The organism is Kitasatospora azatica KCTC 9699 (assembly GCF_000744785.1).
Classification (GTDB): Bacteria; Actinomycetota; Actinomycetes; order Streptomycetales; family Streptomycetaceae; genus Kitasatospora; species Kitasatospora azatica.
Genome location: NZ_JQMO01000002.1, coordinates 1841911 through 1855294, shown reverse-complemented (window position 1 = coordinate 1855294; position 13384 = coordinate 1841911). Strand labels below are relative to the sequence as shown.

Sequence of the window (13384 nt, the reverse complement as noted above, 5' to 3'; positions counted from 1 at the left end):
GCATCACTCGATCGACCGTTGCTCCCCCAATCGATAGGAGGCCCGATGATCGGCGTGCTCGTGACTTTCACGCAGACTGACAAGTTCGATCGTTCAACTCTCGTAAAGATTGCCGGCGAACTCCGAGGACCGTTCGAAGGCATGCCCGGCCTTCGCTTCAAGAGCTTCATGCTCGACGAAGACGGCGTTCAGGCAAGGAACTTCTACGTGTGGGATGACGAGGACAAAGCCCGTGCCTTCTTCACGGAGGAGCTCGTCGACAAGGTGGCGGGGATTTATGGTGTCCCGCCCAAAATCGAATACCTCGATATCGTGGGGTTCGTCGACAACTCTGGCATCTGATTCTCGAGGGGGCTGTCGCGCAAACCCCTCGCTACTGCCACCGCGTCGGCGAGCGAGGCTCGCATTGAGAGCGCTGCTACTTGTACCAGACGGCTACGCCGCCGTGACTGGAGCAGGTGCCCTGATGGTGCGCGGAGAACGAGTACGTGCCGTCATTGCACAAGGCAGTGGCGCCAGCGCCCGGGTTCGGGACACCACCGCTGGAACCACCTGACGAGGACGAGCCTCCTCCGGACGAACCCCCAGCGGAACTCGAGTTCGGGTCGGGAGAGGCGCCCGGAGGCATGGCGGTGACGGTGACGGTCACGGTAGCGGTTGCCGTCGCCGGCGCCGGGGGCGCCGCCGTGACGGTGACGGTGACGGTCGCAGTCGCGGTTATCGGTGCGGGAGCCGGGGCCGTGACCGTCGAGGCTACGGTCTTTACGGCGGTGGCGGTCACGGTGGGACGAGCGCTGACTTCGGCATGGGCGGCGGCAACCTCGGCATGGTTGCCTTCTGTCACGAGCATGGCACCGAGCAAGAACAGTCCGAAGCCACCTGCCCATACGCGCTTCCGCTTCCGCAGCGGCCGGGTGTCTGGCGGAGTAGGTGCCGACTGAAGTCCGGGCTGGCCCCAACCAGGAGGGAACTGCGCAGTCATTGCGCTCCTTGAGAGACGATGCAAGGTCGCCATGGTGTCCGACGGATGATCGGAGGCACGGGGGGTTGAGCCAGCCGTTAGACGATCGCAACGTACCCGGGGTGCAGGTACCAGCTGCCGCCTGATCTGAGCGGTTGTGCCCTTCGCGTGCCCGAGCAGGCGGATCCGAGCGGTGGAACACGGTCAGCGGCGGGCCGTTGAGCCGTCGGCATGCGAGCGGCTCGGAGGCGCATGAGAGCAGGTCAGAGCCGGTTTGCACGAGGGCAGTCGGCGAGAATCCCCGAGCGTGGCTGGGCGACGCCATCCGTGACTCTCACTACCGCACCGCGCACGACGCCGCACTGATCGCATGCGGGACCAACATGGGACCACACACGGCGCCCTGAGCCGAACAATGCCTCGGAGCCGGTCCTACGGTTTCGCAGCCGGTGTGCTGGTCCGCCGGAAGGGCCAGGCGAGGGTGGTGTGGAAGCGGCGGGGGTCGGGGTAGGAGGCCGGGTCGTCGAGGCCGAGGCGGTCGGGCACCCGGGTGGGCTCGTACACGAAGGTGCGGAAGGCGATGTCCCAGATGGCCAGTACCGAGCCGTAGTTGACCCGTTCGCTGGCGCCGTGGTGCCAGCGGTGGGTTTCGGCGCCGATCAGCAGGTAGTTGAGCGCTCCGGTGCGGAGGTCGGAGTTGATGTGACTGATCGTCTGCTGGAGGTTCAGCACCACCAGGGCCAGGAACGCGGCGTCAGGGGTCGCGCCGCTGAAGCGGAACACCAGCAGGGAGATCATGAACCGGGAGACCAGCAGGTCGATGGGGTGGAAGATCGGGTGCATGAGGAGGTACAGCTGGGACGGCGAGTGGTGGACTCCGTGCGCCCGCCACAGTCGGGGGATGGTGTGGGCGGCCCGGTGGTAGGTGTACCAGAGCAGGTCGAGGGCCAGCAGGACGACCAGGGCCTGGACGAGGAGCGGGAGGCGGGCGAGCGGTCCGAAGCCGCCGGCCGGGACGAAGCGGGCTGCGACGAGGGAGACACCCATGGTCGCGACCTGCTCGACCACGAAGGCCAGTCCGATGAACGGCAGGTCGCGGCCGACGAAGTTGTCCCGGGTCATCCGCCAGCGGTCCAGCAGCGGGTTGACCCGCTCGACGATGAGTGCGACCACGATGGTGCCGATGGTCAGTAGGCCGAGCGTGGCGTCCCGCGAGATCGCCAGGCGGTGAGTGACCGCCGCCCAGACGGCTGCGGCCGTGGCTGTCGCCAGCAGCGGGTAGGTACCGTAGGTCAGACCTGGCCGTGCCGGTGTGTCGAGTTCCATGCCGCCAACTTCGCAGCTGACCCGAGAGGCTTGCTTTCCCGTGGGTGCACCGCTTTTGCCTTCCCGCGCATCTCGGGACGACTCCCAGGCCGGCCCCATCAGCACCGACCTGGTGGAGGCGGAGTTGCAGGCATACGCCCTCGCGCGAGGAGTGGCGCTGCCGGATCCGCGAACGACGGACGACCGCGCAGACGACCGGGCGAAGGTCGACTGGCTCGCGCCGCTCTGGGACGCGCTGTGCCTGGTCGGTACGGCGCAGCCCGGGCTGGCGTTCGCCGAGTCGGCCGAGACCACCGCGCTGGGCGGGGTGTTGGCGCCGATCCTCGCGAACAGCCCCGACATCGCGGCGCTGTTGGACAACCTGGGGCGTTTCCACCCGCTGATCGGCCGCAACGAGCTGGTCGTACGGCGGCGCCCCACCGGCAGCGGGCCCGCCACGGTCTCGGTGAGCCTGCGGGCACTGGACGGGGGTGCGGCACATCCGGAAACCGTGGACGCCTGCTTCGCCATGCTGTGCCGAACCGTCCGCCGGCTCGCCGGGGAGGGCGCCGTACCGGACCGGGTGCTGCTGCGGCGGCCCGCCCCCGAGCGGGCGCAGGCGTACCGCAGTGTGTTCGGCCCGGTGTCGTTCGGGCAGCCGGCGGATGCCTGCGTGTTCGGGCCGACCGCACTGCGTGCGCCCGTGCGACAGGCTGATCCGGTGGTGTTGGCGATGCTCGCCCCGTACGCGGAGCGGCGGCTCGAACTGCACCACACGCGGTGGTCGGAGACGGTCCGAGCAGCCCTCCAGGAGGAAGTGGGGCCGGACGGCCCGCCTCGACTGGCCGACGTGGCACGCACGATGGCGGTGGGCCGCCGCACGCTCCAGCTGCGCCTGCAGGAGGAGGGCTGCTCGTTCTCAGCCTTGGTGGAGGCCGTGCAACGGGACCGGGCGCTGGCCCTGCTGGCCGAGCCCGAGCCGGCCGGACTGCCGCTGGGCGCCATCGCGACCCAGGTGGGCTTCGCCACTCAGGCGGCCCTCACCCGCGCGGTACGGAGGTGGACGGGGCTGACCCCCTCGGGGTACCGGCGCGCTGCGGGCGAGCGCCGCTAGGGGTCAGCCGGTCGCGGTTCCGTGGGGCGACTGCGCGGATGGCGGATGCTGGTGAGCACCTGGCGTGTCGAACCGGGCCCGTGACGGCGTCGTAGGGGGAGGCGCCGTCGCCGAGGAGGATGGCTCCATGCAGATCCGGATCGACGCCTACGACCTGCCGGGCCGCACCTGCGCCGCCGGCCCCGACTTCCCCGGCTACACCAACGTCCACGTGGCGGTCCAACGTCGGGACCGGCGCGAGGAACTGCTCGACTGCCAGCCCGGCGACGCCGCCTCGGCAACCTGGCGGCTGGAGTGCACGGCCACCCCCGGCCCGTTGGGCATCGACCTCAAGGGCCCGTACATCCAGGGTCGTCCGGGCGGCCGGTTCATCTACCTCTCGTGGGGCAGCGTCGACGAAGTCGGTACCTTCACCCTGTTCCGACGCGCCAAGCTCATGCTGGACGCCGTCGACCCGGCCACCGCTGCCGCCGCAACCCGACTCGGGCAGCTCACCGGACGCCTTCGCCTCACCGACGCCAAGGGCCATCCCCTGTGTGCCGCCGTCCGGCCACCGCTCGTCGAATGGTCCGCCGAGGCCACCCGGTGAGCTTGGCATCCTGGGGTGCTGTCGGTGCCGGGGCTCAGCCCTGCCCGGCTCCGTGCCGGTCACGGACCCGCGGTCGCCCACCGAGCCAGGTCCGGTCCGGGATTTGCTGACCTCCAGGCAGCCACGCCGCCGCTTGGCCCAGTCCGGCGCGCAGGGCTCGGCGCGCGGGTCGACGCTGCTGGGGGAGTGCTTGCCCCACCAGCCCGGACCACTGTGCCGAGAAATCGAGGCTTCCGTGACCCAGATGACCGAGCATCAGCTCGCCACCCTCGCCCACCCCGACCTGCTCGCGCGGGCCACCTCCCCGCACGACGGGATGGCCGGCCCGATGACCTTCGCCGATCTGGCGGCCATGCGGCGGACCCAGCCGTTGCAGAAGGTCCGCAAGAACGAGAAGGACCTCACCGCCACCGAGCGGTCCCGCCTGCTCGACGCGTTCAACGTGATCAACCAGTCCGGCGCGTTCGGCAAGTTCGTCGCCGTCCACGCCGACATGGGCCACCACCAGCACCGCATGAGCTCCTCGCCGACCGACCTCGGCGCCCAGCGGTTCCTGCCCTGGCACCGGGTGCTCCTGGACCAGATGGAGAGCGCGCTGCGCCGCATCCACGCCGACGTGACTATCCCGTACTGGGACTGGACGGTCGACCAGCAGGTACCGGTCTGGATGGCGGGCGTGCTGCCGACCGTGGTGGTGCCCGGTGCGATGGGCGGCGTCATCCAGGTGACCCGCTCGCCCGGCGACCAACAGGCGCTGCGGCAGATCACCTCCCGGATCGACGCGGTGATGGGCGTCGGCGACTTCAACACCTTCGTGGACGGGCTGGAGTCCGTGCACGACGACATCCACGTCTGGGTCGGCGCCACCATGTCGGACCTGATGACGGCGGCCGCCGACCCGCTCTTCTACATGCACCACGCCAACATCGACCGACTCTGGTGGACCTGGCACCCGACCCACCAGAACGAGAACCCGACACTGAACGGCGACAACGCGGTGATGGACCCCTGGCGGGTCACCGAACTCACCACCCGCGACATCGCCAACTTCCACTACTCCTACCGCTGACCCGCGACGGCGGCTGTGCCCGGGTTGTCCGGGTGCCCGAGTGCCGGGTGCCCGGGTGCCCGCGTCAGTGAGCCAATCGGGCCGCGAGGCCGTCGAGTACGCAGTCCAGGCCGAACGCGAACTCGACGTCAGGGTCGAGGTCCTCGCCTTCGTGGACGCGGCGGGCGAGCATCGGGTGTTCGCCCGCCGCGAGGACGGCGCTGATGTAGGGGCCGAGGCTGCGCTGCCACTGCTCCTCGGTCAGGCCGGTGCGCTGCTCGGCGCGCCGAGCGGCCTGCTGTGTGGCCACCGAGCCCAGCACGTACGCGTGCACGGCTACGAGTGCCTGTGAGGCCAGCGTGATGTCGGGGGTGAGCGCGACGGCGGCGCGCAGGGCGGATTCGGCCCGCCGCAAGGTGTTGGGGCCGAGCGAGGGCCTGCCCGCCAGTTCGGCCGCCAGCCACGGGTGGCGCAGCAGGGTCGCGCGCTGGGCGTGCGCGACCGCGGCCAGGTCGGTGCGCCAGTCCGGGGTGGGCTCGGGGAGCGGGTCCTCGCCCTGGGCGGCGTCGACCATCAGGTCCACCAGCTCGTCGCGGTTGGCGATGTAGCGGTAGAGGGTGGCCGTCCCGGAGCCGAGGTCGCCCGCGACCCGGCGCATCGACACCGCGGCCAGGCCCTCCGCGTCGGCGACGGCCAGCGCGGCGGCCACGTACTGGTCCACTCCCGGGGCGCGTCGGGCCGGTTCGGGGCGAGGCCTGGTCCACACCGACCAGGGAGCGGGTTCGGTCATCGGGTGCTTCCCTTCCTCGTTGACCGGCATTCTAGCTTCTGGCTACGGTGTAGCCATGACGGAAACAGCGTATCTGGAAGCGCCGGTCCTCGTGGTCGGGGGCGGCAGCGTCGGGCTGCTCACCGCGGCGTTGCTCGCCCACCACGGCATCCCCGCGGTGCTCGTCGAACGCCGCTCGGGGCCGTCGGTCCACCCGCGCGCGACCGGCATCGGGCCCCGGACGGTCGAGATCCTGCGTGAACTCGGGCTGGACACCGCCGTCGACGCTGTCGCCGTCGACCTGCGGGGTGCCACGGCCAAGGCGGTGGCGCGGACGGTCGTCGAGATGGGCGCGGGCGATGTCGTGGCCGTGCCCATGCCGGTTCCGTCCGCCACCGAGCTGGACACGACGCCGTTCAGGCTGCGCGGCGTCTGCGCACAGGACCGCCTTGACGCCGTGGTGGCGGCCGACCTGGCGCGCCGCGGAGCGGCTGTGCGCTGGTCGACCCGCCTGGTCGGCATCGCGCAGGACGCCGACGGGGTCGACGTCGAGCTGGAGGGGCCCGATGGCCGCTACTCGCTGCGCTGCGCGCACGTGGTGGCCGCGGACGGCGCGCACAGCGCTGTGCGGACCGCGCTCGGGGTGGGTACCTCCGGGGTGGGCGACCTGGGCAAGTCGAAGATCAACATCCTGTTCGGCGCCGACCTCCGACCCCACCTGCGGGGGATGTCCTTCGGCACCTGCACGATCACCACGCCGGAGGCGCACGGCCTGCTGGTGACCGTGGACGGTTCGACCACCTGGGTCTTCCACGTCAGCTGCGACGTGGACGAGGGAGAGCGCCCCGAGGACTTCACGCAGGAACGCTGCGTCGCGGTCGTCCGCGCGGCGGTCGGCGATCCCGAGCTCGACGTCGAGGTGCGCAGCGTGCTGCCGTGGCGGCCCCGGAGCGCCCTGGCCGACCGCTTCGCCGTCGGCCGCGTGTTCCTGGTCGGCGACGCCGCCCACACCGTGGCACCCATCGGTGCGTTCGGCCTCAACACCGGCGTCGCCGACGCCCACAACCTGGCGTGGAAACTGGCCGCCGTCCACCACGGCGAGGCGGGCGCCGGCCTGCTCGACACCTACGCGCAGGAGCGCGAGCCGGTCGCCGCGGCGACGCTGGACCAGGCGATGCGCAGGTTCGCCGACCCGGCGCTGCACTGGGGGCGTGGACCCGAGGCCGACGCCGCCAGGGCTGCGGCGGGGGTGTGGGCGGCGCCGGTCGTGCACCTCGGCCAGCGGTACGACTCGGCCGCCGTCGTCGATCCGCGGCCGGAACTCCCGTCCACGGTCGACCTGGTGGCGGCGCTGGACGGGTCGCCGGGTTCACGGGTGCCGCACGCGTGGGTCGACGGGGTCTCCACGCTCGACCTGGTCGCATCCCGGTGGACCCTGCTGGCGGGCGCCGCGGGCGACCGGTGGCTCGCGGCCGCGGCCGGCGTCGGCCTGCCGGCACACCGGGTCCGCGCGCCGTGGCTGTCCGACAGCGGGGCCCTGCTCGTGCGGCCGGACGCGATCGTCGCGATGCGGGTCACGGTGCCGGTGCCGGATCCGGCGCGGTTCCTCGCCGAGGTGCTGGACCAGGTGCTGGCCAGGCCGGTCGCGGTGCCGAGCGTCTGAGCGTGGGGCGGGGCGCGCCCACCCGTCGTCCGCCGCCCGTCGTCCGCCGTGCCCTGCTGGGCGCTCGGCGCTGCGCGACGGTCCGCGCCGCGGTCTCCGGCGCGCTCCAGCCACGCCCGACTGGAAGTGGTCCGTCCGCTACCGTGGCCTTGACAGACCGTCATCGGGAGAGCGCATGCCGTACATCGTCGATTTCGAGAACGTGTCCACCGTCGGCCTGGAATCCTCCCCGGTTGCGGAGGCTCTCGCCGGACTACGCGCCAACGAGGCGCGCTATTACAAGAATAAGTACGATCACGCTTTCACCGTCAGCCCCGCAACCGAGGCACCGGAGACGCTCGACTGGGTGAACCGCGTTCTCGCCCAGGAGCGTGACATCGTCATCTCCGCCCGCCCGCTCGAGGTGACCTCATTCGAGGTGGACGGTCTTCGGATGGCTTATGTGTTCTACGAGTCCGGCCTGTCGATCAACGTGATGTACGGCATTGAGAGCGGGACGAAGCGCGCGGTCGGGTTCAAACTCTCCGAAGGCATGGAGGTTCCCGAGGAACTGGCGTCACGCTTCAAGTTCGCGCGTCAGAAGTCGAAGCTGGCCGGTGTGATCCGCGGTTCCTACTTCGTGATCAAGGGCGAATACTGAGCCCGAATACGGGTCGGCAGTCACGGGGGCAGGATTTCGAGGGTTGCGCTGGTGACTTCGAGGGTTGCGCTGGACTCGGGGCGGTTCACCCCGAGATCGCGGCCCGCAGGTGGGACATGGCCAGGGCGCAGAGTTCTGCGGTGTGCGGGCCGTCCGTCGAGGTCACGCTGCAGAAGAGGCGGCCGTCGAGTCCGTAGACGGTCACGAGAGGGGCGCCGGACAGGCTGGTGTGGGCGGCGGCGTACACGGCGGTCAGCCGGAGGGGTCCGTAGCCGGTGGGGACGGGCACGCGCATGTTGCTGAGAGAGACGTCGAAGACGGTCCGTTTGGCCTCGCTGCGCCCGAGGAGTGAACTCATGGTCGCGCGGGGGAGGTAGCGGAGCAGGCGGTGGATCCGGACCAGGGGCAGGAGTTCCTCCGGCCGCAGGGCGCGGTGGATGTCGGCTCCGGCGCGGCGGGCGACCTCCCAGGGGTCGTGTCGGGCGGCGCCGTCGAGGGTGGTCAGGAGGCTGGTCGCGTAGAGCCCGAGGGCCTCGCCGGGGGAGGGGGTCAGCAGCCGCCGTAGGTCCGCTGCCACGGCGATGCCGACCGGGCCGTGCGGGCCGTGCGGGCTGTGCTGGCCGTGGCGGACATGGCGGACGTGGCGGACGTGGCGGACGTGGCGGACGTGGCGGACGTGGCGGACATGGCGGCCGACCGGGCCGACTGGGCCGTGCCGGCCGAGCTCGGCGAGGGCGCGGGCGAAGGCGGTGGACAGGGCGGCCGTGACGGTGGTTCGTTCGGCTCGGCAGCGGGCGAGTAGGGCTGAGGTCTCGGGTGCGTCCAGGGACCAGGTGGTGTAGGCGAGTTGGCTGCCTGCGCCGGCGGCGCGGGCAGCCCGGCCGCTGCCGCGCAGCAGGCGGGCCACCGCGCGCAGGTCGCCGAGTCCGGCGCGGCGGTCGGGGAGCAGGTCGTCGGCGGGGGCGGCGACGACCGGGGACATGTCGGCGGCCGGGTCGGCGATCCGGCGGAGCAGATCGCGCAGCACGAAGGCGGCGGACAGGCCGTCGGCGACCAGGTGGTGGTAGATCCCGACGAGGTCGAAGGAGTCGCCTGCCTCGACCAGGACGAAGCGGGTCAGCGGGCCGAGGCGGATGTCGAACGGCTGCTGGAGTTCCTCCTCGACGATCCGGGCCCAGCTGTCCGGGGTTGCGGCCTTGACGACGCGCAGCTCCGGGTCCGGTACCCGGTCAGTGGTCAGCCAGGCCCGCCAGGGGCCGGGGTCGGCGATCCGGACCGCGAGCAGCGGGTGGCGGTGACGAGCGGCGGACAGGGCTTCGCGCAGGAGGGCGGGAGTGGTCCGGCCGTGGACCCGGCCGATCACGGCCATGTTGACGGGGAGCACCTCGCCCGCGGCCCACAGGAAGCGCTCGGTCGGCGAGAGTCGTCGGCGCATGATCGGTGTCCCGGTTCCCGCTGGTCATTCCTAAGGCCGCGCACAATTCCTGAAAATCGGCCAGTGTGATGTATCGACTGTGGTGTATCGACATCCCAGTGCATGGCACACCGTCGTTCCCGGTGAGCGAGTGCAGGGACCTTTATGTTCAGGGACCTTTATACCGCGTCCCGAGGACCCGTCCTGACCTCAACTGTTCGATCAGTCAACCGCGTTCGATATCGATTCGCGCAGCGCTGCCCGCCGGTGTCGCTCCGCCGCGTCGGGCGTCCGGAGTCCTAGGGTCGCTACACATCAGGAAATCTCGTCGATGGAGCGGCCCATGCCGGATGTCTTCCGAAAGCAGTCGCAACACGACTTCTACCGCGCCATGGTGGAATCGGGGACCCGACCGTACTTCCGCGCTCTCTCCGCGCGCGGCACCGAAGTCCTCGTTGATGGAAAGCGCCTCATCATGGTCGGCTGCAACGACTACCTGGGACTGTCGACAGATCCCCGGGTGGTGGCGGCCGCCTCCGCCGCGCTCGGCCGCTTCGGCGCCTCGTGCTCCGGTTCCAGGGCGCTCAACGGCAGCCTGGCACTCCATGAGGAACTGGAGGGCAGGCTGGCGGTGTTCCTCGGCCAGGAGGCGGCGGTGGTGACGACCACCGGCTTCCAGACCAACCTGGCGATCGCGTCCTTCCTCGGAAGGAACGACGCCGCCTTCGGGGACATGTCCAACCATGCCTCCCTGGTGGACGGCATCCGGCTGGGGTTCGGCGCGCATTACCGCTACCGGCACTCCGACATGATCCATCTGGAGAGTCTGCTGCGCGCAGCAGACCCCGCCGTCGGCAAACTGATCGTCACCGACGGCCTGTTCTCGATGAGCGGCGATCTGTGCCGCCTGCCCGAGATCGTCGCGCTGGCCCGCCGCTACGAGGCCAGGGTCGTGGTCGACAGCGCCCATGACATCGGGCTGATGGGCGTCGGCGGACGGGGCGTGGCCGAGCACTTCGGGTTGCTGGACGGCGTCGACCTGGTCACCGGGACACTGTCGAAGTGCTTCGGCTCGTCCGGCGGGATGCTCGCCGGCCCCGGGGACGTCATCGACTACCTGCGCTACAGCGCTCGTTCACTCCTGTTCTCCGCTGCGATGCCGGCGGCGGCGGCCGCCGCCGGCATCGCGTCGCTGGACATCATCGAGTCCGAACCCCACCGCCGGCAGCGGGCCTTGGACCTGGCCGAGCGGCTGCACAACGGGCTGCGCGCCCTCGGCTACGACACCGGCCAGTCGGTCACCCCCATCATCCCGGTCCACGTCGGCGACGCGGAGCTGTGCCTGCGCGCCTGGCAGGAGCTCTTCGACGCGGGGGTGTTCACCAACGCCGTCGCCGCCCCTGCCGTGCCACGCGGCCGGGCGCTGCTCCGGGTGACCGCCCAGGCCACCCACACCGACGACCAGGTGGAGCAGGTGCTCGACGCCTTCGCGCTGGTCGGACGGCGGCTGGGCCTCATCCCGGGGGCCGCGCCCGAAGGGTACGAACCGGTACGCATCGCCCGGCAGCGCCGATCCGTGGAGGTGGCGCTGTGACCGCCGTCGTGACGGCGGTGCGGGGGCGCCGCGACACCACCGCCTTCATCAGACTGCCGTACCGTGTCTATCGCGAAGACCCGCACTGGGTGGCCCCGTTGGAGCGGGAGCGGCGCGCGTTCCTGAACCCTCGGCGCAACCCGTTCTTCGACTTCGGGACGGCCGAGCTGTTCCTCGCCCGCCGAGGTGACGAGGTCGTGGGCCGGATCGCCGCGGTCATCGACCCCCGGTACAACGCGCGGCACCACCCGGGGCACGGCCTCTTCGGCCTCTTCGAGTGCGTCGACGACGTCCAGACGGCCGAGGCGCTCTTCACGGCCGCGGCCGACTGGCTCCGCGGGCGCGGGATGACGGCGGTGCTGGGGCCACTGAGCTTCTCCACCAACGAGGAGTGCGGCCTGCTGACGGAGGGCTTCGACAGCCCACCCACGGTGATGATGGCGCACAACCCGCCGTACTACCAGCGGCTCCTCACCGAGTGCGGCTTCGCCAAGGCCAAGGACCTGTGGTCGTGGCGGCTGCCGATGCCGCGGGAGGGCGAGCTGCCACCCGTCTTCGACCGGGTCGGCGACCGGGCCCGCAGCCGGCAGAACGTCACCATCCGGCCCCTCGATCCGAAACGGTTCGACGAGGACATGGCCCAGGTCAAGGAGATCTACAACGCGGCGTGGTCCCAGAACTGGGCATCCGTCCCGCTGACCGACCGCGAGTTCGACCACCTGCTGGCGGAGTTGAAGCCGGTGCTGCGACCGGAGCTGGTGATCCTGGCCCAGGTCGACGGCGATCCGGCCGCGTTCACGATGTGGCTGCCGGACGCGAACCAGGCGCTGCGCGCTGCGCGCGGACGGCTGACCACCTTCGGGCTGCCGACCGGGCTGGTCCGGATGGCACGCGCCGCCCGTCGGATCGACCGCGTACGCGCCGTGGCCGGCGGCGCCAAGGAGAAGTACCGCCACTCGGGACTCGTTCCGGCCGTCCTCGCCCAGGCGCACCGCGCGGCGCACCGCCTGGGCTACCGCGAGACCGAGTTCTCCTGGGTCCTCGAGGACAACGCCCAGAGCAACCGGGTGATCCAGGCCACCGGCGCCGTCCGGTTCCGTACCCATCGCCTGTACCAGCGCGCCATCGACCCGGCCGACACCCGGCCGCAGGAACGGGGCACCCCGTGAGGTACCTGGTGACCGGGGCCACCGGCTTCATCGGCCGGAACCTGCTCCGCCAGCTCGCCGAACGCGGGGACGAAGCCACGGTGTTGGTGCGCGATCGTGGCCGACTGCGCGCCGACGCCCTGGCCGTGCAGGTGGTCGAAGGCGATCTCCGTACGGGACGCGGCCTGGACCAGGCGGTCAAGGGCGTGGACCGCGTCCTGCACCTGGCCGGAGTGGTCAAGGCTCTTTGGCCACGCGAGTACGCCGAGGTCAACACGGCAGGGACCGGGCGGCTGTGCGCGGCCCTCGCCGCCGCGCCGAGCCCGCCACGCCTGGTCTACTGCTCCTCCCTGGCGGCAGCCGGGCCGTCACTGCCGGGCCGTCCGCGTCGGGAGGAGGATCCGCCCGCGCCCGTGTCGGAGTACGGCCGCAGCAAGCTCGGCGGTGAGCGGGTCGTGCACCGGCTGGCGGACCGCGTGCCCGGGGTCATCGTCCGCCCGCCCATCGTCTACGGCCCGGGCGACCGCGAGTTCCTGCCCAGCCTGGAGGCCGCCGTCCGGCGCGGTCTCCTGCCCACCTGCGGACCGGGCCCGCACCACTACTCGGTGATCCACGTCGACGACCTGTGCCGGGCGCTGCTCGCGGCGGCGGACGCGCAGGTGGTGGTCCGGCCCGGTGACACGGCGGAGGGGATCTTCCAGGTCAGCGACGGTGTCCAGTACCGCCTGGCCGACTTCGCGGCAGCCGTGGCGGCCGCCGTCGGGTGCCGCCCACCGAGGCTGCTGCCGATGCCCGTCCCCGTGGCGACGGCCGCGGCGTTGGGCGCGGACCTGGCGGCCAGGGCGCGCAGCACGGCGTCGATCTTCAGCCGGGACAAGGTGAGGGAGTTGCGGCACAGCACGTGGACCTGCGCCACCGACCGCGCGGCACGCGAGCTCGGGTTCTCCCCGGCCGTCACCCTGTCGGCCGGGCTCGCCGAAGCAGTGGTGCCCAGTGCCTCCCGCCGTCGGCTGCGCGATCCGGCCGGGGGCGGCTCGCGGTGAAGGCCGATGGTCGAATCCTTGTCGTGTCTCTGTACGGGCGTCTTACTCGTAGGTAACTTACTCCGGAGTCAGGAGTGTGACCCGCCTCACGACTTC

At 71.3% G+C, this 13384-nt stretch carries 13 protein-coding genes; 9 read left to right on the top strand and 4 right to left on the bottom strand.

Annotated features, from left to right (window positions below; genetic code table 11):
• Nucleotides 1–45: 45 nt before the first annotated feature.
• A complete protein-coding gene (locus BR98_RS08690; RefSeq protein ID WP_035841523.1) occupies nucleotides 46–342 on the top strand; it encodes a hypothetical protein in 297 nt (98 codons plus the stop codon).
• 76 nt (nucleotides 343–418) lie between these two features.
• Here the strand turns inward: BR98_RS08690 and BR98_RS40975 are convergent, their stop codons facing one another.
• Both BR98_RS40975 and BR98_RS08685 read right to left on the bottom strand, forming a co-directional pair.
• Nucleotides 419–628, bottom strand: a complete 210-nt coding sequence (locus BR98_RS40975) for a DUF3761 domain-containing protein (RefSeq protein WP_232247353.1) — start codon at nucleotides 626–628, stop codon at nucleotides 419–421.
• Between the two features lie 765 nt (nucleotides 629–1393).
• Nucleotides 1394–2287, bottom strand: coding sequence for a sterol desaturase family protein (locus tag BR98_RS08685; protein ID WP_051969465.1), 894 nt, complete (start codon nucleotides 2285–2287; stop codon nucleotides 1394–1396).
• A 55-nt stretch (nucleotides 2288–2342) separates the two neighbouring features.
• Between BR98_RS08685 and BR98_RS39075 the strand changes: the two genes are divergently transcribed.
• From BR98_RS39075 to BR98_RS08670, 3 genes are all read left to right on the top strand, one after another.
• Nucleotides 2343–3380 carry a helix-turn-helix transcriptional regulator gene (locus BR98_RS39075; protein WP_198042143.1) on the top strand — a complete coding sequence of 346 codons (1038 nt, stop codon included), beginning with the start codon at nucleotides 2343–2345 and terminating at the stop codon, nucleotides 3378–3380.
• 127 nt (nucleotides 3381–3507) lie between these two features.
• Nucleotides 3508–3969, top strand: a complete 462-nt coding sequence (locus BR98_RS08675) for a DUF5990 family protein (RefSeq protein WP_035841522.1) — start codon at nucleotides 3508–3510, stop codon at nucleotides 3967–3969.
• Nucleotides 3970–4213: 244 nt separating this feature from the next.
• A complete protein-coding gene (locus BR98_RS08670; RefSeq protein WP_157537503.1) occupies nucleotides 4214–5038 on the top strand; it encodes a tyrosinase family protein in 825 nt (274 codons plus the stop codon).
• 64 nt (nucleotides 5039–5102) lie between these two features.
• Here BR98_RS08670 and BR98_RS08665 read toward each other — a convergent pair whose 3' ends face one another.
• The gene (locus BR98_RS08665) at nucleotides 5103–5807 is read right to left on the bottom strand and encodes a TetR/AcrR family transcriptional regulator C-terminal domain-containing protein (protein ID WP_198042142.1); all 705 of its coding nucleotides are present in this window, start codon (nucleotides 5805–5807) and stop codon (nucleotides 5103–5105) included.
• A gap of 55 nt (nucleotides 5808–5862) precedes the next feature.
• On the opposite strand from BR98_RS08665, the gene BR98_RS08660 reads away from it, so the two are divergent.
• Both BR98_RS08660 and BR98_RS08655 read left to right on the top strand, forming a co-directional pair.
• Nucleotides 5863–7449: an FAD-dependent monooxygenase gene (locus BR98_RS08660; protein WP_035841517.1), complete on the top strand. Its 1587-nt coding sequence runs from the start codon at nucleotides 5863–5865 to the stop codon at nucleotides 7447–7449.
• Between the two features lie 175 nt (nucleotides 7450–7624).
• Nucleotides 7625–8089 carry a hypothetical protein gene (locus BR98_RS08655; protein ID WP_035841516.1) on the top strand — a complete coding sequence of 155 codons (465 nt, stop codon included), beginning with the start codon at nucleotides 7625–7627 and terminating at the stop codon, nucleotides 8087–8089.
• 85 nt (nucleotides 8090–8174) lie between these two features.
• Here the strand turns inward: BR98_RS08655 and BR98_RS36140 are convergent, their stop codons facing one another.
• Nucleotides 8175–9524, bottom strand: a complete 1350-nt coding sequence (locus tag BR98_RS36140) for a condensation domain-containing protein (RefSeq protein WP_051969462.1) — start codon at nucleotides 9522–9524, stop codon at nucleotides 8175–8177.
• A gap of 322 nt (nucleotides 9525–9846) precedes the next feature.
• On the opposite strand from BR98_RS36140, the gene BR98_RS08645 reads away from it, so the two are divergent.
• Genes BR98_RS08645 through BR98_RS08635 form a run of 3 tightly spaced genes read left to right on the top strand, consistent with a single transcriptional unit; the run spans nucleotide 9847 to nucleotide 13288 of the window.
• Nucleotides 9847–11097 carry an aminotransferase class I/II-fold pyridoxal phosphate-dependent enzyme gene (locus BR98_RS08645; protein WP_232247290.1) on the top strand — a complete coding sequence of 417 codons (1251 nt, stop codon included), beginning with the start codon at nucleotides 9847–9849 and terminating at the stop codon, nucleotides 11095–11097.
• Complete coding sequence (locus tag BR98_RS08640) at nucleotides 11094–12266, top strand: N-acetyltransferase (protein WP_198042141.1); 1173 nt, start codon at nucleotides 11094–11096, stop codon at nucleotides 12264–12266. The genes BR98_RS08645 and BR98_RS08640 overlap by 4 nt, the downstream gene beginning before the upstream one ends.
• Nucleotides 12263–13288, top strand: a complete 1026-nt coding sequence (locus BR98_RS08635; protein WP_035841515.1) for an NAD-dependent epimerase/dehydratase family protein — start codon at nucleotides 12263–12265, stop codon at nucleotides 13286–13288. Before BR98_RS08640 ends, BR98_RS08635 begins: the two co-directional genes overlap by 4 nt.
• Nucleotides 13289–13384 lie beyond the last annotated feature (96 nt).